Source organism: Lutispora thermophila DSM 19022 (assembly GCF_900142105.1).
Classification (GTDB): Bacteria; Bacillota; Clostridia; order Lutisporales; family Lutisporaceae; genus Lutispora; species Lutispora thermophila.
Map to the genome: position 1 here is coordinate 208,211 of NZ_FQZS01000005.1, position 17,813 is coordinate 226,023.

The following is a 17,813-nucleotide window of genomic DNA, read 5'->3' on the forward strand; positions in this document are numbered from 1 at the left end:
GGGATATGGATATAAAAGATAAAAATGTACTGGTGCTTGGTGCTGCCATAACAGGAATACCTACTGCATTAGAACTTTACAAAATGGGCTGTCATGTAGTTTTAAATGATTACAAGCCTTTATCAGAATTGGATGAATACATACATGAGCTTGATAATACATCTATTGAAATTGTTACTGGAGGACATCCTTTGGAACTGGTTGGCAATTGCGATTTTATTGTTATAAGTCCTGGAGTTCCTACAGACTTACCTATTGTAAAAGAAGCACAGAAACAGGGTAAGGAAGTAATAAGTGAAATAGAGTTGGGATATAGAATGACAGAAACTTCCATAGCTGCAATTACTGGTACCAATGGAAAAACCACTACAACCGCACTATTGGGAGAAATAATGAAAGAAAGCGGAAGAAAGACTTTTGTGACAGGTAATATCGGAAATCCAATGATTTCCGAAGTCAAAAACGCCACTTCCAATGATATATTTGTCTTGGAGGTAAGCAGTTTCCAACTGGAAACAACTGTTTATTTTAAGCCTAAAGTAAGTTCCATACTAAATATAACACCAGATCATTTAAACAGACATAAAACATTAGAAAATTATATAGCAGCAAAAGCAAAAGTATTCACAAATCAGGACGAAGGAGATTATACAATTCTAAATTGGGATAATATGGAGACAAGAAGTTTGGCTTCATTGCCTAAAAGCAAAGTGCTGTTCTTCAGTCGAAAGGAGATTTTACCTGAAGGAGCATATGTAGAGGATGGTTATCTGACCATATCTTTAAATGGAAAAAAGGAGAGCATAATAGATACAAAGGATATATATATACCAGGCAAGCATAATTTGGAAAATGCTCTGGCAGCATCTCTGATGGCTTATTGTATGGGAGTAAAGGCAAATGTTATCAATAAGGTACTTAAGGAATTTAAGGGTGTTGAGCATAGAATAGAATATGTATGTGAAATAGATGGAGTAATATACTATAACGATTCTAAAGGCACCAATCCGGATTCATCCATAAAAGCCCTTGATACTATGACCAGACCTACTGTCTTAATAGCTGGAGGTATGGATAAAGGCTCAAGTTTTGATGAGTTTGTATCTTATTTTGAAAATAAAGTAAAGGCTTTGGTACTGTTCGGAGAGACAGCAGACAAGATAAAAGCTGCAGCAGAAAAAGCAGGTTTTAAAAATATATATAAGGTGTCTGATTTGGGAGAGGCGGTTTATAAAAGCAAGGAACTGGCTTCCTATGGAGACTGTGTTCTTTTGTCACCTGCCTGTGCAAGTTGGGATATGTTTAAGAACTATGAAGAAAGGGGTAGAATTTTTAAGGACCTAGTAAGGAAATTAAGGGGGGCTGATTAATGCCTGCAAGAAAAAAGGGGAATATTGACTTTACTTTGTTAATAACAGTTTTTATTCTACTGGCTATAGGAATAACAATGGTGTTCAGTGCCAGTGCAGCATCTTCTTATTTGAAACATAATGATAGCTATAAATATCTGAAAAGCCAGGGATTATATGCTATTATCAGTATAATTGCCATGCTTATTATGAGCCGAGTGAATTATAGGATATTGGGAAGGTATGCATTGTTTTTTGTTATTGTCAGCTTCATATTGCTTATTGCCATTTTTATACCCGGTCTTGGTTATGGAGCCAAAGGGGCAATGAGATGGATCAGAGTAGGACCACTGACTATGCAGCCATCAGAGTTTGCAAAAACTGCGCTAATTATATTCATGGCAAGGAGTCTAGCCAATAAAAAAGATAAAGTGAGACAATTTGTTCAAGGAGTTGTTCCTTATATAATTCTGATGGCAATATACTTCTTGTTAATTATTCTACAACCAAACTTAAGTATGGCAGGAAGCATATTGATCATTACATTTGCAATGCTGTTTGCAGCAGGAGCTAGAGTATGGCATTTGTTAGTTTGGGGTATTCCAGTTATTCCGGCATTAATATATTTAGTTACAAAAGAAAGTTATAGGCTGAATAGATGGTTGTCTTTTAGAGATCCATGGGCGGATCCTTTAAACACAGGTTACCAGGCTATTCAATCCTTGTTAGCTCTCGGTTCTGGAGGTTTATTTGGATTGGGACTTGGTAACAGCCGACAGAAGTTTTTCTATATACCTGAAGCTCAAAATGATTTTATATTTTCAATTATAGGTGAAGAACTAGGTTTCATTGGGGCATCAACTGTATTGTTTTTATTCTTGTTTTTAATATGGAGAGGTATCAGAATAGCTCTTCACGCTCCTGATATGTTTGGCTGTCTGCTTGCTACTGGAATTACATGTATGATCGGCATACAAGTAGTTATTAATATTGCTGTTGTAACGGTATCCATGCCAACAACAGGAGTGACTCTCCCATTAATAAGCTCAGGCGGTACTTCTTTGCTATTTGTTATGTCTAATATAGGTATTTTGCTTAATATTTCAAGGAACATAAAAACTGAGGGGAGTTGATGCAAATGAGAGCTATTTTGACTGGAGGAGGAACAGGAGGACATATATATCCTGCCATATCCATCGCAAGAGGAATCTTAGAAAAATATAAAGATGCAGAAATTCTGTTTGTTGGAACGGAAAAAGGAATGGAGAACTCTATAGTTCCTAAAGAAGGTTTTCCGCTAAGAACTATTAAGGTAAGAGGCTTTCTAAGAAAATTGACATTTCAGAATGTAGTGGCAATAAAAGAAAATATGGTGAGTTTTCTGGAATGTAGAAAGATCATAAAAGAGTTTAAGCCTGACATAGTAATCGGTACTGGAGGCTATGTTTCAGGTACTATGGTGATGACTGCTGCTTTAATGGGTATACCAACCATGATTCATGAGCAGAATGCTTTTCCGGGAGTTACCAATAGAATACTATCCAGATATGTGGATAAGATAGCATTGACCTTTCCTGAAGCCTCAAGGTACTTTAGATATAAGGATAAAATTATGGTTACGGGAAATCCACTAAGAGGAGAAATTACGAAAATCACAAAGTTGGAAGGTATGAGGGCTTTGGGATTTGATGAGAATAAGCCCCTTCTATTAATAGTTGGGGGAAGCAGAGGTGCAAAAAAAATTAATGAAAGCAGTATGCTTGTAGCGGAAGAATGCGAGAAAAAAAGGGAATTTCAACTGCTTCACATGACTGGGGAAAGTCAATATAAGGATGTAATAGAGCAATACGAAAAGAAGAATATCCCTCATGACACTTCATACCTTAAAGTCATACCATATATTCACAATGCTCCCTATGCATATGCAGCAGCTGATCTATTGATAAGCAGATGCGGTGCTGGCCTCATCTCAGAGATTACAGCTCTTGGCAAGCCTTCAATATTGATTCCCTATCCATATGCGACAGATAACCATCAAGAATATAATGCACGAGCGTTGGAAAAATCAAATGCAGCTATTGTTATATTGGAGAGTGAACTAAATGAAAAAGTACTTTTAGACAAAGTTAAATATCTATTGGCTAATAAAGAAAAGATGAGAGAAATGACAAATAATAGTAAAAAAATGGGAAAACCAGAGGCGACTTCAGCTATTGTCAAAATAATTGAAGGACTATTATAATGGTGGATATTATTATGTTATAATTAATAAAAGAGTGAACTAGCTTCAGTAACACCTTTGGGAAAAATGCATATGATGTTAATATGATTACTATAAGCACTTCCTGGAGGTGTCGCAAATATGGGCATGTATGTCATCAATGGTGGACATAGGCTTGAGGGCGAATTAAAAATTGAGGGCTCAAAGAATGCTGTGCTGCCGATTTTAGCAGCATCAATAATAAATGGTAGAGAATCAATTATTCATAATGTTCCATATCTTAAGGATGTAAATACATTACTTGGTGTGCTTGAGACAATCGGGTGCACTTGCAGTTTTCAAGGTAATACAGTTATAGTTAATTCAAGAGGGGATTTGGATATTAACATTCCAGATAAGCCTGTGAGAGAAATGAGATCATCCATTATACTTATGGGTGCAATGCTGGCAAGATTCAAAAAGATAAACATTACTTTTCCAGGAGGCTGCGAAATTGGATTGAGACCAATTGACCTGCATTTGTCGGGTCTTAGACGTTTAGGTGCCAAAGTAGTGGAATCTCATGGATATATTCAGTGTGAATGTGATAAACTGTATGGTAATGAAATACATTTGGATTACCCTAGTGTAGGCGCCACAGAAAACATAATGCTGGCTGCTATTTCCGCTGAAGGGGTGACAACCATACAGAATGCAGCAAGAGAGTCGGAAATAGTAGACCTTCAGAATTTTTTGAATAAGATGGGAGCTAAAATAACTGGTGGAGGAAGCAGCACCATAAGGATAGAAGGGGTAAATCAATTCCATGATGTTGAACACACTGTTATACCTGATAGGATTGTAACCGGAACTTATGCAGTAGCTGCTGCCATAACAGGAGGAAAAGTGATATTAAGAGATATTATACATGAACATATTAAACCCATTATTTCTAAATTAGAAGAAAGTGGATGTGAAATTTATAGATATGACAAAGATATCAGCATAAGCTGCAACAAGAGGCCTAATGCAGTAGATATTATAAAAACTATGCCCTATCCTGGATTTCCTACAGATATGCAGGCCCAGATGATGGCACTTATGTGTACTGCGAAGGGGACCAGCGTTTTTATAGAGAATATATTTGAAAATAGATATAAACATGCAGAAGAACTCATAAAAATGGGTGCAAACATAAAGATCGAAGGCAGAGCTGCAATAGTCAAAGGCGTTACTAAGCTGACAGGAGCTCATGTATATTCTCGTGACCTCCGAGGTGGTGCTGCTTTGGTTTTAGCGGGCTTAGCAGCTGAAGGTACTACAATAGTAGATAATGTGGATGTTCATATAGAAAGAGGATATGAAAACTTGGATAAAAAGTTGAACAGTCTGGGTGCAGATATAACAAAGGAGAAATAATGATTGCAGCTATGCTGCAATTAAATTTAATCTTTGTGTAGTACAAGCCTTAGAGGTGAGAACATGAAATCTTTTTTTAAAGTTTTTATTTTAGTTTTTACATTGGGAATAGTTGCTGCTTTCTTATTATCTTCTGATTTATTCTCAATTAAAAACATATATGTTACAGGTAATAAAACTGTGCCTAAGAATGAAATAATAAAGCTGTCAAATATTCAGTACAATCAAAATATATTTAAGCTAAACACAAAAGAAGTAATGAAAGGCATTTTTGAAAATCCTAAAATTAAAGCAGTTAGGATTAAGAGAGTATTGCCTTCCAGCATTGCATTAGATATTATTGAAAGGGAAGGTGTAGCTTTAATACCTTATTTAGGTTCATATATCAATATTGATGAAGAAACTGTTATAATTGAAGTTATAAGCTTAGAAGATAATTTGCATCTGCCTAAAGTTCATGGAATAACTTTTAGTGATTTTAAGATAGGGGAAAAGCTTAAAAGTGAAAACCAAGAACAATTGGATAATGTTATGGAAGTCTTAAAATATCTGAAGAATGTAAAAATGACAGACATGATTGAAACAATTGATGTGGGAGACTCATCTAATATTATTATTACAACAACAAATAACATTCGAGTATACTTGGGAAATAATAAATTGGATTATAAAATCAGCATGGCAAAGTCTATTATTGAGGACTTAAATAAAGATAATGAAGTAGGTATAGTAGATATGAGACATGAAGGTAATCCGATTTTTAAGAGAGATTAAGCCGGGAGGTTTATCAATGAAAAACATAAAAACTTATCTAGCTATGGGTTTGGTGTGCCTAGTTCTGGGAGTAATGATCGCTGTGCAATTTAAAACCGTTAAAAATAATCTGGGTCCGGTAACCGAATATAGAGCAAGAGAATTAGCATCCCAATTGAAAAGAGTTACTACAGAAAGAGATAATTTAATAGAGTTGAAAAACCAATTGGAAAAGCAGCTGCGAGAATACGAAAATGCAGAAGCTGAAGGGAATTTGGCAGCAAAGTTTTTAAATGAGGAATTAAACAAAGCCAGAATAATTGCTGGGCTTGTAGATGTAGAAGGACCTGGTATTACAATGACGGTAGATGACTTGAAGTTTTCAGAGCACTACAATTATAATATCATTAGTTACACAGATTTATTGGAGTTGGTTAATGAACTAAATGCGGCCGGGGCAGAGGCTATTTCAATAAATGATCAGAGAATTATATCAACAACAGAGATTAGACAAGCAGGACTTCATATAAACATTAACACAGTGAAGTTTGCACCTCCTTTTACATTTAAAGCCATAGGAGATCCAAAAACTCTTGAAGCAGCTTTAAGGATGAGGGATGGTGTTGTTCAAAGAATTGAAAACAAGGGCGTAGCCATATCCATTACTCAACATCAATCTGTTGTAATTAAAAAGTATGATGGTGTAATTGATAAGAAGTATTCAAAAGTAGTAAAAGAAGGAGAAACCCAATAACATGAAAAAAGGATTATCCGCATATTATTTATTTGCCATTGGAATTATATTAGGTTTTTTTCTCACTGTACAATTAAAATCCGATATTACATCTTTGGGTATTATAACAATACCTAAGCTGTTAGCCTTGGAGAAGGATGTAAGCAATATAGAAGTAGAAATTGAAAATCTTAATAAATCTATAAATGAATTGGAGCAAAAGCTTAAAGAATATGAAACCAGCTTGAGTGAGAGCGGAAGCATATATAATTCAATGATGGAAGAATGGAAGAAAATAAGGAATTATGCAGGATTGGAGAAAATTTCTGGTCCAGGTATTATAATTACTATGAATGATAGTAAAAAAGAAATTGGAATCATGGATAATCCAGAACTATATGTAATTCATGATATTGATGTACTGGAAGTTGTAAATGAACTGAAAGCAGCTGGAGCAGAAGCCATTTCAATAAACGGTGAAAGGATATTGGGAACATCTAATATAGAGTGTGGCGGACCCATAATAATAATAGATGGGAAGAGACATGCGGCTCCCTTTATAATTAAAGCAATTGGTGACCCCAAGGTTCTTGAGGCATCAATACTCGCACCAGACAGTTACATTGATTTAATGGAATATACAGGTATAGAAATTGATGTAAAAAAAGCAGAAAATATAGTGATGGATGGATATAAGGCTCCTTTGAAACTTAATTATCAGAAAAGCATAAAAGAAGGTGAAAGTAAATGATTATACCATTATTGGGTTTATTACTGGGAATATTTATAGGTTTACTCTCTCCTTTTACAATACCTATACAATATTCAACTTATATGTCCATAGCAATACTGGCAGCTTTAGATTCAGTTTTTGGGGGTGTGAGGTCCTCTATGGAAAACACCTTTGATATTGAAATATTCATTTCAGGTTTTTTTGCTAATGCAGCTTTAGCCGCAATATTAACATATATTGGTGATCAACTTGGGGTTCCAATTTATTATGCTGCTATATTTGCTTTTGGTGTCAGGCTGTTCCAAAACTTTGCAATTATAAGAAGATATATATTAGCTAAAATGAAAAAAAATAGTAAATAAAAATTTTATAAAAATAAAGGAAAATAGGCATTTGCGTTGAACAATATATTATTAAACAATATATTAGTTGAACTAGCAAAAAATGTGAGAATGGATCTTATTGCTATAAAATAGGCATTATTTCTTTAATTATGGATGTAATAGGGAGGTCGTAATGTGCTCGAGTTTGATGTTGAAGTTAATTCAGTAGCTCGTATAAAGGTTATAGGTGTAGGAGGCGCTGGAAATAACGCAGTAAATAGAATGATTGCTGCAGGTCTTAAAGGGATAGAATTTTATTCTGTCAATACAGATAAACAAGCTTTATATATGGCACAAGCACCTAATAAGCTTCAAATTGGGGAGAAGCTGACGAAAGGGCTGGGTGCCGGTGCAAATCCTGAGATTGGTAGGAAGGCAGCGGAAGAAAATTATGAAGACATAAAACAAGCCTTGGAAGGCGCAGATATGGTTTTTGTTACAGCAGGTATGGGTGGAGGCACAGGTACAGGAGCTGCTCCAATTGTAGCCAAGATATCCAAAGAACTTGGAATATTAACTGTTGGAGTTGTGACCAAACCTTTCGGTTTTGAAGGTAAAGTAAGAAAGCTTCAAGCAGAAAAAGGTTTGATGGAACTTAAGGAGCATGTTGATACACTGGTTACAATACCGAATGATAGATTGCTACAGATAGTTGATAAAAAGGCTTCAATAATGGATGCCTTTAGGATTGCAGATGATGTGCTAAGGCAAGGTGTGCAAGGTATTTCCGATCTAATAGCAGTACCAGGACTTGTTAATTTGGACTTTGCAGATGTTAAGACCATAATGCAGGGAAAAGGACTTGCACATATGGGTATTGGGCATGGCAGCGGTGAAAACAGAAGTGCCGATGCAGTAAAACAAGCTATACATAGTCCTCTTTTGGAAACTTCAATAGAAGGAGCCAAGAGTGTTCTTCTTAATATAACAGGTGGACCAGATCTTGGAATATTTGAGGTTAATGAAGCAGCAGAACTGGTATTCCAGTCTGCAGATCCGGATGCAAACATTATATTTGGTGCAGTTATAGACGAGAATTTGAAGGATGAAATAAGGATTACTGTTATTGCTACAGGCTTTGATGAGTTTGGAGTCAAGCCACGGCAAAATGATGACAATGAAGATGAAGTAATAGATAAAAAACCTGAACCATATAAATCAAATTATAGTGATGATGATCTTGATATTCCGCCGTTTTTAAGAAACAGATTCAAATAAGAATAAGAAAAGATTTTAAGGTTTCTTTCATGTTAATCTTTAACAGGAGGAAGCCTTTATTTTTTTTGTAAAATTTTTGGAATAAAAAAATTGCAAAGCAATATATATGTATTATACATAATTTTAGTGTGGTGATGTTTATGCCTAAAATTTACATCGATTGGGGTTATGGAGTAGGTTACGAGGATTTTGATTGCTATGAAATAGCAAAAAATATGTTTGATAAGCTCCAAAATAATGGTATTCCAGTCAACATAAGATCAAGAAGTGGTAATAAAGTAAGTCTTGAGGACAGACTTAGCCTAATTGAGCGTTCTAATGCAGATATATTGATTGTTATAGATGTAAATTGGTCAGATAATACAAACCAAAAAGGCATCGAAACTTATTACAGAGATAGCAGCAAGAGAGGGGAGTTGCTCGCAAAAAAGATACAAAAAGAGTTGGTAAAGGCTACTAAGCTATATAACAGAGGAATAATTAGCTGTAATAATAAAACACATCCAAATATAATACGACTAATAGAATCCAATGAAACTGCCGTTGTTTCATTAATAGGATTTTATTCAAACCCATATGAAAGATTGATAATGGAGCAGAATCAATATAAAAAAATGATATCTGATGGTATTTGTGATGGTATATTAGAATACTTGAAGATAAAAGGGATTTTTATGTAGATTTATAAAATGCATTTTTTTATTTCGACTTCCCAAAATGACAAATATTTTCCATATATGTTTCTATAATTATAGTAGATATGATTTAGTTTATAACTGATTTTGAAATAGCAAAGGTATGTTTAGATATGATCAAGTATGTATATGGGGATATAATTTTTGTGGAAAATTTACTAATGAATTATTTGATATTATTTAGTACTGCCAAGTTAACAAAAATATCTTATAAAAGAATAAACATTATCATTGCTTCCATAGCAGGTGCTATTTATGCTGTTTTTTATTATTTTCCGGGCTTTGAGTATCTCTATACCTGGCTTTTGAAGATTATATTTTCATTATTTATCATCGTTGTGGCTTTTAATCCATACACCTTTAAAGAATTTGGAAGAATTATATTAGTATTCTATATTGTCTCGCTTATATTTGGTGGTGCAGCCTTCGGTATATATTATCTTGTAAATGGTGTCAGATATTCTTATAAAGGCATATTTTACATGGAGAGTTTTCCTGCAAAGCTTTTGTTTTTATCAATAATATGTTCTTACATAATTGTAAAGTACTCATGGGGATATATTATATCAAAGATAAAACGAGAGAAGATACTATTGGAAATATCCATATTAAAAGATAACAAAAGAATATGTTTGATGGCATTAGTAGACACAGGGAATTCTTTAACAGATCCTATAACTAATCTACCGGTAATTGTGGCGGAATATGAGGCTATAAAAGAAATATTACCAGAAGAAATTCAAAAGATATTTGAGCATAACAAGGAAAATAATTTAAATGTCATAGCCTCAGTTTTGTCTAGGTCTGAATGGATGACAAAGTTCAGATTTATACCATTTAAATCTTTAGGTACTGAAAATGGAATGCTGATAGGGTTTAAACCTGATGCAGTTAGCATTGAAGATAAAAGATCAAAAAATTATGTTAAAGATATTATTATTGCGATATATAATAAAAATCTATCTAAAGATGGCGAATATAGAGCTTTATTGCATCCTGAAATATTAAGCAATTATAATGGGGGGAAAAAAAGTGCATAAATTATTCAGATTGTTAGGCCTTCAATTAATACTACTGATAGTGAAGATTAAACAAAGAATAAGAAATACCGATGAAAGCTGGATTCACTACATTGGTGGTAATGAAGCATTGCCTCCCCCGTTAGATATGGATGATGAAATTGCTTGGATATCAAAGCTCAATGAAGCAGGAAGCAATGCTAGATCAGTATTGATAGAAAGGAATTTAAGACTTGTGGTGTACATAGCTAGAAAGTTTGAAAATACTGGTGTTGGAGTAGAGGATTTGGTTTCTATAGGCACTATTGGATTGATAAAAGCGGTAAACACCTTCGATCCTGATAAGAAAATTAAGCTTGCTACATATGCTTCCAGATGTATAGAGAATGAGATACTTATGTATTTGAGAAGAAACAGCAAGGTGAAATCAGAGATATCTTTTGATGAACCATTAAATATAGATTGGGATGGAAATGAACTATTGTTATCAGATATATTAGGTACAGATAATGATTTGATATACAGATATTTGGAAGATGAAACCGACAAGGAATTGCTTGATATCGCACTGAAAAAGCTAAATGAAAGAGAAAAGAGAATAATGGAGTTGAGATTTGGCTTAAATGATGGAGTGGAAAAGACTCAAAAAGAAGTGGCAGATATGCTCGGAATTTCACAGTCATATATTTCAAGGCTGGAGAAGAGAATAATAAAAAGGTTAAAAAAAGAGATAAATAAAATGATATAGAATCAATTTGCAAATATCCAGATATATATATATCTGGATATTTTTTGATATGAATTAACCTATTTCAATGAATAAAAAAGATAGCTATGGTAATAATTTAAATGTCTACTAAATGAAAAGGGTGTGCCTGTATGATGATTAATAAGGTTGAAATATGTGGTGTGAATACTTCTAAGCTCCCAGTTTTGTCTAATGCAAAAATGATGGAGCTTTTAAAAAGAATAAGACAGGGTGATAAAGAAGCCAGGGAAGAATTTATAAAATGTAACCTCAGGTTGGTATTAAGTGTTATACAGAGATTCAATAACAGAGGTGAATATGTAGATGATTTGTTCCAGGTAGGTTGTATAGGGTTGATTAAAGCTATAGACAATTTTGATTTGGATCAGAACGTTAGGTTTTCTACTTATGCAGTACCTATGATTATAGGTGAGATAAGAAGATATTTAAGGGATAATAACTCTATAAGGGTAAGCAGGTCTTTAAGGGATATTGCTTATAAAGCTTTGCAAGTAAGAGATAAATTGATAAATGAAAATTCAAAAGAACCTACCGTATCTGAAATAGCAAAGGAACTTGATTTACCGGTTGAAGAAGTGGTTTTTGCGTTGGATGCCATACAAGACCCACTATCCTTGTTTGAACCCATATATCACGATAATGGGGACGCTATTTATGTAATGGATCAGGTAGCGGATGATAAGAACAAGGATGATAATTGGGTTCAAAGTATTGCATTAAGCGAAGCAATGAAAAAGCTTAATGATAGAGAAAAACTTATACTTAATCTAAGGTTCTTCCAGGGAAGAACGCAAATGGAAGTTGCAGAGGAAATAGGTATATCTCAAGCACAGGTATCTAGGCTTGAGAAAACTGCTTTGAGTCATATGAGAAAGTATATATAGATTGATTTAGAAATAAGAATATGTGTAGCTGCACATATTCTTATTTTTCGGGAAAATAGTTTGTTTCTTATGTAGTAAATCTTGGTATAATTAATTATGCGTTTAAATTATTTTCAAGGCTTCTGGCTCATTTCATGATAAGTTCAAGCAATTTTAAAAACTTTTCCAGAGAAATAAATAAACAACATAGTTCATAGTTTACAGTACATGGTTTACAATCCATGTCTCATAAGGCATAGTTCAAATACACAAATTCAGGTTCTATTTCTGATGCATGTCTTATATATTTTAATAGTATATGTATCAGAAATGGGGGTGTTAGTGTGTTTAAAGCATCGGAGTTAAGACAGAAAGAAATTATAAATATGTCGGACGGTAAAAGGCTTGGCTTCGTGTCAGATGTAGAAATAAACATGGAAACAGGAGCTATTGAAGCCATTATAATTCCTTCGGAAAGCAAATTGTTTAGAGTGATAGCCAAGGATAATGATATTGTTATACCTTGGGAAAATATAAAGAAAATTGGGGTAGATGTTATATTGATAGATAGAAACTCGCAATGACTATTTATAATATAAACCCATCAGAATTATGCAAATTATTAAAAGTAAACCAAACTTCTATATGTGTTATTAACATGATTATAGTATAATTATTATATACATTGACTTTATAGTGGTAGAAACACATTAGGAGGAATTGATATGAAGTGTCCCTATTGCGGTTGGAATGAAAGCAAAGTTGTTGATTCAAGGCCCGCTGATGAATATACTGTTATAAGAAGAAGAAGGGAATGTGAAAGTTGTTCCAAGAGGTTTACAACTTATGAGAAGATAGAAGAAATGCCATTGATAATTGTTAAAAGGGACGGAAGAAGAGAGCTTTATCAAAGAAATAAGATCATTAATGGAATCCTGAAAGCCTGCGAAAAGAGACCGGTATCTGTAAAAGATATTGAGGAAATGGCGGATAACATTGAAAAGGAATTGTATAATACAATGGATAAAGAAATCGAAAGCAAGAGAATAGGTGAGATGGTTATGGCCATATTAAGAAAAGTTGATGATGTAGCTTATGTTCGTTTTGCTTCTGTTTATAAGCAATTTAAAGATATTAACACATTCATGGAAGAACTGAATAAATTGATTAATGAGAATTCGCAAATTCTTTAAAAGTATATTGACATATGATTGGTGGACAATTATAATTTAATCATACTATATTAGTCGGAATTAAATATATTAAAGGCTATGAATGGGAAGTGTAGGTAATTAACATACTTTTTCAGAGAGAGATTGCCAAGGCTGGAAGCGATCTTAAAAGTATTTACCGAAAGTGCGCCCAGGAGCTTTAGGCTGAAATTTATTAGGTCGTTACGGAAGCATCCGTTATAATTGCGTGGGTATGTTGGTACCCATAGAGTACAGATAAGAGTGGAACCGCAGAGTATACTGCCTCTTAATAGGATATTTTCCTATTAAGAGGTTTTTTAATTATGGAGCAACCATAATCACCATGAAAACATAAAGGAGTGAAATCATGCTTAAAACATTAAGAGAAGACATCAATGTAGTGATGGAAAGGGATCCGGCGGTAAAAAGCAAGCTGGAAGTTTTACTATGCTACCCCGGTTTACATGCCATCATCATGTACAGAATAAGCCACTTTTTTTATAACAAAAGACTATTTCTTATTGCAAGACTTATATCACAATTTGCCCGTTTTTTAACCGGCATAGAAATTCATCCCGGGGCAGTGATAGGCAGAAGATTGTTTATTGATCATGGCATGGGGATAGTCATAGGAGAAACAACGGAAATTGGCGATGATGTTACTATATACCAAGGAGTCACCCTTGGAGGCACTGGTAAAGATAAAGGAAAAAGGCATCCAACAATTCATAACAACGTTACTATAGGTTCAGGAGCAAAAATACTTGGACCTATAACCGTAGGAAGTAATGCAAAGATTGGAGCGGGTGCCGTGGTTTTAAGATGTGTACCGCCTAGCACCACAGCGGTAGGAGTTCCTGCTCATACAACCAGAAAAGCAAATGAAGTAGTGAAGATAGATTTAAATCATACCGATTTGCCGGATCCTGTAGAAAACAGAATTAAGGAACTGGAAGAAAGAATCAAGATACTTGAAGAAATATTGTTGAATGTTTCAGAAAGTGTCAAAAAAACCAGTTGATTACCAATGAGGATAAAGGCTAATATAATGTTATTGGAATCAATAATACTATATTAGTTTGGAGTGAATGATAGAAATGGCATTTGAAATCAATAAGTCAGGAAACTTAATATATTTAACCATCCCTGAATTTTCGAACACGGGGATAGTGAGACATTGTTTTACCACAAAGCAAGGAGGAGTAAGCAAGGGCATTTATGCTTCTTTAAATACTTCTCCTTTTAAAGATGAACCTATAGAGGTAACAAACAAAAATTTAGATTTAGTATGTAGTGCCATAGGAATAGATTATAAAAAGTTGATTATGTCAAAACAGGTACATGGTGATAATGTGTTGATTGTCGATGAAAACTTCTTGAAAAAAAAATCGTCCCATGATCAACCAATCCAAGGATACGATGCTTTGGTAACGAATTTGCCCAATGTTCCTTTAATGACTTTTTATGCAGATTGTGTTCCAATATACCTTCTTGATCCTGTCAATAAAGCCATCGGTCTTGTGCATTCTGGATGGAGAAGCACAGTTTTGCATATCGTAAAGAAAACCATTGAGAAAATGAAAATGATATATAATACAAAGCCAGAGGATTTATTGGCAGCTATAGGTCCTTCCATAGAAAAGGATTGCTTTGAAGTGGATGAAGACGCGGCAGAAATGTTTAGAAGGAACTTTAGCAATCATTCTGATATCGTATTTGATAAGTCATCAGGGAAGTACCTGATTGATCTATGGGCAGCTAATAGAAAATTGCTTTTGGAGTCAGGGGTAAGGCAGTATAATATCAATGAAAGCAGAATGTGTACCAAATGCAATGATGATCTATTTTTCTCTTATAGGAGGAATAAGGGAAGAAATGGCAGCATGTCAGCCATTATGGGGTTGTATTATTGATAGGGGGTATGGAAGTGAAAGTCCATGTTATCGAAGATGATTATGGCATTCAGGAGCTTTTACGATATAATTTAGAAAAGAACGGGTATGAGGTCATTATCTCTGATAATGGATATGAGGGTTACAGTATGGCACTGAAAGAAATGCCTGATATAATTCTACTTGACATTATGATACCTGGCACAGACGGATTAGAAGTATGTAAGATGATAAGGATGAATGAGCTAACAAGGAATATTCCAATTATTATGGTTACTGCAAAAGGTGAGGAACTTGATAAAGTATTAGGTTTGGAACTGGGAGCAGATGATTATGTAACAAAACCTTTCAGTGTAAAAGAGCTTATTGCACGAATAAGGACTGTTTTGAGAAGAGTTAAAAATGACGAAAATTTTCTCCAAGAATCAGAAAATCAGAAGAGTAAAATTTCCTTTGGAAACCTTGAAATAGACGTGGATAAATATGAAGTAAAAATTAACGCAAAGAAAATAATACTCACGCTAAAAGAGTTTGAACTTCTTAGAATAATGGCTGAAAATCCTGGTAAAGTGATGACTAGAGATTTCCTTCTTGATGCTGTGTGGGGATATGAATTTGGAGGAGAGACACGAACCGTGGATGTTCATGTTAGCAATTTAAGAAGGAAACTGTGGGGAGATAATGAGGAAGGAATGATTAAAACTGTAAGAGGAGTAGGTTATAAATTTGAAGTTCCAGGTGATTTGTAATGGGTAAAAAGATATTCTTATCCTTGCTTTATGTGTTGCTTATTGGTTTTGCTATCAGCGGAATATTATCATATGTTACCATCAGGTCTACATATAACAGTGTTGTGGAAGACAAACTAATATCCAATTCTCTTTTTATAGCTGAGTTGATTGCTGAGCGATTGAGTGGTTATGGTTTTAAAGACATGGATGAATATATAAAGCAAATTAGGACATATGATGACATTAGGATAACGTTGATTGATATGCAAGGTAATGTTCTAGGAGATTCTGATGAAGATATATCAAAAATGGATAATCATATTGATAGGCCGGAAGTCAGAAAAGCAATAATGGGATACTATAGCCTTGAGAGAAGATATAGTGGTACTATTAGAGCTGATTATATATATTACGCCACAGCTTTGACATATGACGGTCAAATGATTATTGTCAGGCTTTCCATGCCTTTGAAAGATATTGAGATAATTACAAGGAAATATTTATATAATCTATTAATGGCCTTTATATTTGGCTTGGCCATAGCTTTGGTTATTGGATATGTTTCAACAAGAAAAATAGTTGAACCTTTATCAAAAATTACACAGACATCTGATGAAATAGCGAAAGGAAATTTCAATGTTAGGGTGAAAATATACGGTAATGATGAGATAAGCAGATTAGCTGAAACAATTAATAATATGTCTCAACAGCTGCAATATTATATAAATGGATTAAACACAAGAAATAAGGAAATGGAAGCAATATTGAGCAGCGTAGCAAGTGGAATAATAGCCATAGACAATCATTGGAGGATACTTTTTATAAACAAAAAGGCAACGGAAATATTGGACATTGAAGATAAAGAATTGATAGGAAGGCACCTTATGTTTGCATTGAGGAATCACCAAATACAAAAATATTTGGATGATACCGTTGAAAACAAAGCCTATAAAGAAACAGAGATAACGCTCAATTATCCTCAAGAAAGAATAATTCGTTTATATACCAATCCCATTTTGGAAAGGGATGGATCATATCCAATTGGTGTTATAATAGTGCTTCAAGATATAACCCACGTGAGGAAACTTGAAAAAGTTAGAAGCGAGTTTGTAGCTAATGTATCCCATGAGTTGAAAACTCCATTGACTTCAATAAAAGGGTTTATTGAGACATTAAAAGAAGGTGCTATAAGGGATGAAAAGATAGCTTTAAGATTTATAGATATAATAGATGCAGAGGCGGATAGGCTTGTCAATTTGATAAATGAAACTTTGTTTCTTTCAGAGTTGGAGAGCAATAAAGAGGAGAAAGCAAAAGAGAAGATTGAGATAAAATCAGCCATTGACGAAATAATACCTTTGTTTAAATCTAAAGCAGAAAGCAAGGGAATTATTATAGAGAAATCAATAAAGGGAGACATTGGTGTCATATTTGGGAGCAAGGACAGATTCAAGCAAATGCTTATTAACCTTGTTGATAATGCGGTTAAATACTCCAATGAGGGAGGGAAAATAACAATACAGGGATATTTAGAAGAATCCAGAAAAGTTATCGTAGTAGAAGATACCGGTATTGGCATTCCGGAAGAAGATTTGCCAAGAATATTTGAAAGATTTTATAGGGTTGATAAGGCAAGGGTGAGGACCGGTGAAGGAGGGACAGGCTTAGGATTATCCATTGTGAAACACATAGCCATGAACTTTAATGCAGACATATCTGTAGAAAGCAAATTAGGAAAAGGGACTAAATTTATAATAAGATTTCCTTAATAAGAGAGAGCTTTGATGATAAAAGTTGATCAAAGTTCTTTTTTTTATAAGCCATAGTAATGCTTAATTCCATCTTAATATAAACTTGATCTAA

The 17,813-nt window shown here is 34.1% G+C and carries 19 protein-coding genes and 1 other annotated feature; all 19 genes read left to right on the forward strand.

Features of this window, described 5'->3' with window-relative positions:
* Positions 1 to 5 precede the first annotated feature (5 nt).
* The 19 genes from murD to pnpS all read left to right on the forward strand — a co-directional run bounded on the left by murD (position 6) and on the right by pnpS (position 17,719).
* Entirely contained in the window at positions 6 to 1,370 is a 1,365-nt protein-coding gene (murD, locus tag BUB48_RS04210; RefSeq protein ID WP_073024884.1) for a UDP-N-acetylmuramoyl-L-alanine--D-glutamate ligase, read from the forward strand.
* Positions 1,370 to 2,482: a stage V sporulation protein E gene (spoVE, locus tag BUB48_RS04215; RefSeq protein ID WP_073024886.1), complete on the forward strand. Its 1,113-nt coding sequence runs from the start codon at positions 1,370 to 1,372 to the stop codon at positions 2,480 to 2,482. Before murD ends, spoVE begins: the two co-directional genes overlap by 1 nt.
* 5 nt (positions 2,483 to 2,487) lie before the next feature.
* The gene (murG, locus tag BUB48_RS04220; protein WP_073025022.1) at positions 2,488 to 3,591 is read left to right on the forward strand and encodes an undecaprenyldiphospho-muramoylpentapeptide beta-N-acetylglucosaminyltransferase; all 1,104 of its coding nucleotides are present in this window, start codon (positions 2,488 to 2,490) and stop codon (positions 3,589 to 3,591) included.
* 120 nt (positions 3,592 to 3,711) lie between these two features.
* Positions 3,712 to 4,968, forward strand: coding sequence for a UDP-N-acetylglucosamine 1-carboxyvinyltransferase (murA, locus tag BUB48_RS04225; RefSeq protein WP_073024888.1), 1,257 nt, complete (start codon positions 3,712 to 3,714; stop codon positions 4,966 to 4,968).
* A 63-nt stretch (positions 4,969 to 5,031) separates the two neighbouring features.
* The gene (locus BUB48_RS04230; protein ID WP_073024901.1) at positions 5,032 to 5,742 is read left to right on the forward strand and encodes a cell division protein FtsQ/DivIB; all 711 of its coding nucleotides are present in this window, start codon (positions 5,032 to 5,034) and stop codon (positions 5,740 to 5,742) included.
* Positions 5,743 to 5,758: 16 nt separating this feature from the next.
* Entirely contained in the window at positions 5,759 to 6,475 is a 717-nt protein-coding gene (locus BUB48_RS04235) for a DUF881 domain-containing protein (RefSeq protein ID WP_073024903.1), read from the forward strand.
* Between the two features lies 1 nt (position 6,476).
* Complete coding sequence (locus BUB48_RS04240) at positions 6,477 to 7,205, forward strand: DUF881 domain-containing protein (protein ID WP_073024905.1); 729 nt, start codon at positions 6,477 to 6,479, stop codon at positions 7,203 to 7,205.
* Positions 7,202 to 7,549, forward strand: coding sequence for a small basic family protein (locus tag BUB48_RS04245; protein ID WP_175548353.1), 348 nt, complete (start codon positions 7,202 to 7,204; stop codon positions 7,547 to 7,549). Before BUB48_RS04240 ends, BUB48_RS04245 begins: the two co-directional genes overlap by 4 nt.
* 156 nt (positions 7,550 to 7,705) lie before the next feature.
* Positions 7,706 to 8,788 carry a cell division protein FtsZ gene (gene ftsZ / locus BUB48_RS04250; protein WP_073024906.1) on the forward strand — a complete coding sequence of 361 codons (1,083 nt, stop codon included), beginning with the start codon at positions 7,706 to 7,708 and terminating at the stop codon, positions 8,786 to 8,788.
* A gap of 140 nt (positions 8,789 to 8,928) precedes the next feature.
* Positions 8,929 to 9,468 (forward strand): N-acetylmuramoyl-L-alanine amidase family protein, encoded by a 540-nt coding sequence (locus BUB48_RS04255; RefSeq protein WP_073024907.1) that lies wholly within the window; start codon positions 8,929 to 8,931, stop codon positions 9,466 to 9,468.
* Positions 9,469 to 9,596: 128 nt separating this feature from the next.
* Positions 9,597 to 10,523, forward strand: a complete 927-nt coding sequence (gene spoIIGA / locus BUB48_RS04260; protein ID WP_073024909.1) for a sigma-E processing peptidase SpoIIGA — start codon at positions 9,597 to 9,599, stop codon at positions 10,521 to 10,523.
* Positions 10,501 to 11,250: an RNA polymerase sporulation sigma factor SigE gene (sigE, locus tag BUB48_RS04265; RefSeq protein ID WP_073024911.1), complete on the forward strand. Its 750-nt coding sequence runs from the start codon at positions 10,501 to 10,503 to the stop codon at positions 11,248 to 11,250. Before spoIIGA ends, sigE begins: the two co-directional genes overlap by 23 nt.
* Positions 11,251 to 11,381: 131 nt before the next feature.
* Positions 11,382 to 12,155, forward strand: coding sequence for an RNA polymerase sporulation sigma factor SigG (gene sigG, locus BUB48_RS04270; RefSeq protein ID WP_073024913.1), 774 nt, complete (start codon positions 11,382 to 11,384; stop codon positions 12,153 to 12,155).
* Between the two features lie 323 nt (positions 12,156 to 12,478).
* Positions 12,479 to 12,718: a YlmC/YmxH family sporulation protein gene (locus tag BUB48_RS04275; RefSeq protein ID WP_073024914.1), complete on the forward strand. Its 240-nt coding sequence runs from the start codon at positions 12,479 to 12,481 to the stop codon at positions 12,716 to 12,718.
* 141 nt (positions 12,719 to 12,859) lie between these two features.
* A complete protein-coding gene (gene nrdR, locus BUB48_RS04280; protein WP_073024921.1) occupies positions 12,860 to 13,327 on the forward strand; it encodes a transcriptional regulator NrdR in 468 nt (155 codons plus the stop codon).
* A 69-nt stretch (positions 13,328 to 13,396) separates the two neighbouring features.
* Positions 13,397 to 13,617 (forward strand) — a binding site (T-box leader).
* A gap of 77 nt (positions 13,618 to 13,694) precedes the next feature.
* Positions 13,695 to 14,348 carry a serine O-acetyltransferase EpsC gene (epsC, locus tag BUB48_RS04285; RefSeq protein ID WP_073024923.1) on the forward strand — a complete coding sequence of 218 codons (654 nt, stop codon included), beginning with the start codon at positions 13,695 to 13,697 and terminating at the stop codon, positions 14,346 to 14,348.
* A 67-nt stretch (positions 14,349 to 14,415) separates the two neighbouring features.
* Positions 14,416 to 15,240, forward strand: a complete 825-nt coding sequence (pgeF, locus tag BUB48_RS04290) for a peptidoglycan editing factor PgeF (RefSeq protein ID WP_084524361.1) — start codon at positions 14,416 to 14,418, stop codon at positions 15,238 to 15,240.
* A gap of 8 nt (positions 15,241 to 15,248) precedes the next feature.
* Positions 15,249 to 15,968 (forward strand): winged helix-turn-helix domain-containing protein, encoded by a 720-nt coding sequence (locus BUB48_RS04295; protein ID WP_073025027.1) that lies wholly within the window; start codon positions 15,249 to 15,251, stop codon positions 15,966 to 15,968.
* Complete coding sequence (gene pnpS, locus BUB48_RS04300; protein WP_073024924.1) at positions 15,968 to 17,719, forward strand: two-component system histidine kinase PnpS; 1,752 nt, start codon at positions 15,968 to 15,970, stop codon at positions 17,717 to 17,719. The genes BUB48_RS04295 and pnpS overlap by 1 nt, the downstream gene beginning before the upstream one ends.
* Positions 17,720 to 17,813 lie beyond the last annotated feature (94 nt).

What these genes read in the sequence shown, in the direction of transcription:
- murG (WP_073025022.1), top strand. Translation starts at nt 2,488, where the DNA reads ATGAGAGCTATTTTGACTGGAGGAGGAACAGGAGGACATATATATCCT.
- murD (WP_073024884.1), top strand. Translation starts at nt 6, where the DNA reads ATGGATATAAAAGATAAAAATGTACTGGTGCTTGGTGCTGCCATAACA.
- BUB48_RS04245 (WP_175548353.1), top strand. Translation starts at nt 7,202, where the DNA reads ATGATTATACCATTATTGGGTTTATTACTGGGAATATTTATAGGTTTA.
- spoIIGA (WP_073024909.1), top strand. Translation starts at nt 9,597, where the DNA reads ATGATCAAGTATGTATATGGGGATATAATTTTTGTGGAAAATTTACTA.
- sigE (WP_073024911.1), top strand. Translation starts at nt 10,501, where the DNA reads ATGGGGGGAAAAAAAGTGCATAAATTATTCAGATTGTTAGGCCTTCAA.
- pgeF (WP_084524361.1), top strand. Translation starts at nt 14,416, where the DNA reads ATGATAGAAATGGCATTTGAAATCAATAAGTCAGGAAACTTAATATAT.
- BUB48_RS04295 (WP_073025027.1), top strand. Translation starts at nt 15,249, where the DNA reads ATGGAAGTGAAAGTCCATGTTATCGAAGATGATTATGGCATTCAGGAG.
- nrdR (WP_073024921.1), top strand. Translation starts at nt 12,860, where the DNA reads ATGAAGTGTCCCTATTGCGGTTGGAATGAAAGCAAAGTTGTTGATTCA.
- epsC (WP_073024923.1), top strand. Translation starts at nt 13,695, where the DNA reads ATGCTTAAAACATTAAGAGAAGACATCAATGTAGTGATGGAAAGGGAT.
- pnpS (WP_073024924.1), top strand. Translation starts at nt 15,968, where the DNA reads ATGGGTAAAAAGATATTCTTATCCTTGCTTTATGTGTTGCTTATTGGT.
- BUB48_RS04240 (WP_073024905.1), top strand. Translation starts at nt 6,477, where the DNA reads ATGAAAAAAGGATTATCCGCATATTATTTATTTGCCATTGGAATTATA.
- murA (WP_073024888.1), top strand. Translation starts at nt 3,712, where the DNA reads ATGGGCATGTATGTCATCAATGGTGGACATAGGCTTGAGGGCGAATTA.
- sigG (WP_073024913.1), top strand. Translation starts at nt 11,382, where the DNA reads ATGATGATTAATAAGGTTGAAATATGTGGTGTGAATACTTCTAAGCTC.
- BUB48_RS04235 (WP_073024903.1), top strand. Translation starts at nt 5,759, where the DNA reads ATGAAAAACATAAAAACTTATCTAGCTATGGGTTTGGTGTGCCTAGTT.
- spoVE (WP_073024886.1), top strand. Translation starts at nt 1,370, where the DNA reads ATGCCTGCAAGAAAAAAGGGGAATATTGACTTTACTTTGTTAATAACA.
- BUB48_RS04255 (WP_073024907.1), top strand. Translation starts at nt 8,929, where the DNA reads ATGCCTAAAATTTACATCGATTGGGGTTATGGAGTAGGTTACGAGGAT.
- BUB48_RS04230 (WP_073024901.1), top strand. Translation starts at nt 5,032, where the DNA reads ATGAAATCTTTTTTTAAAGTTTTTATTTTAGTTTTTACATTGGGAATA.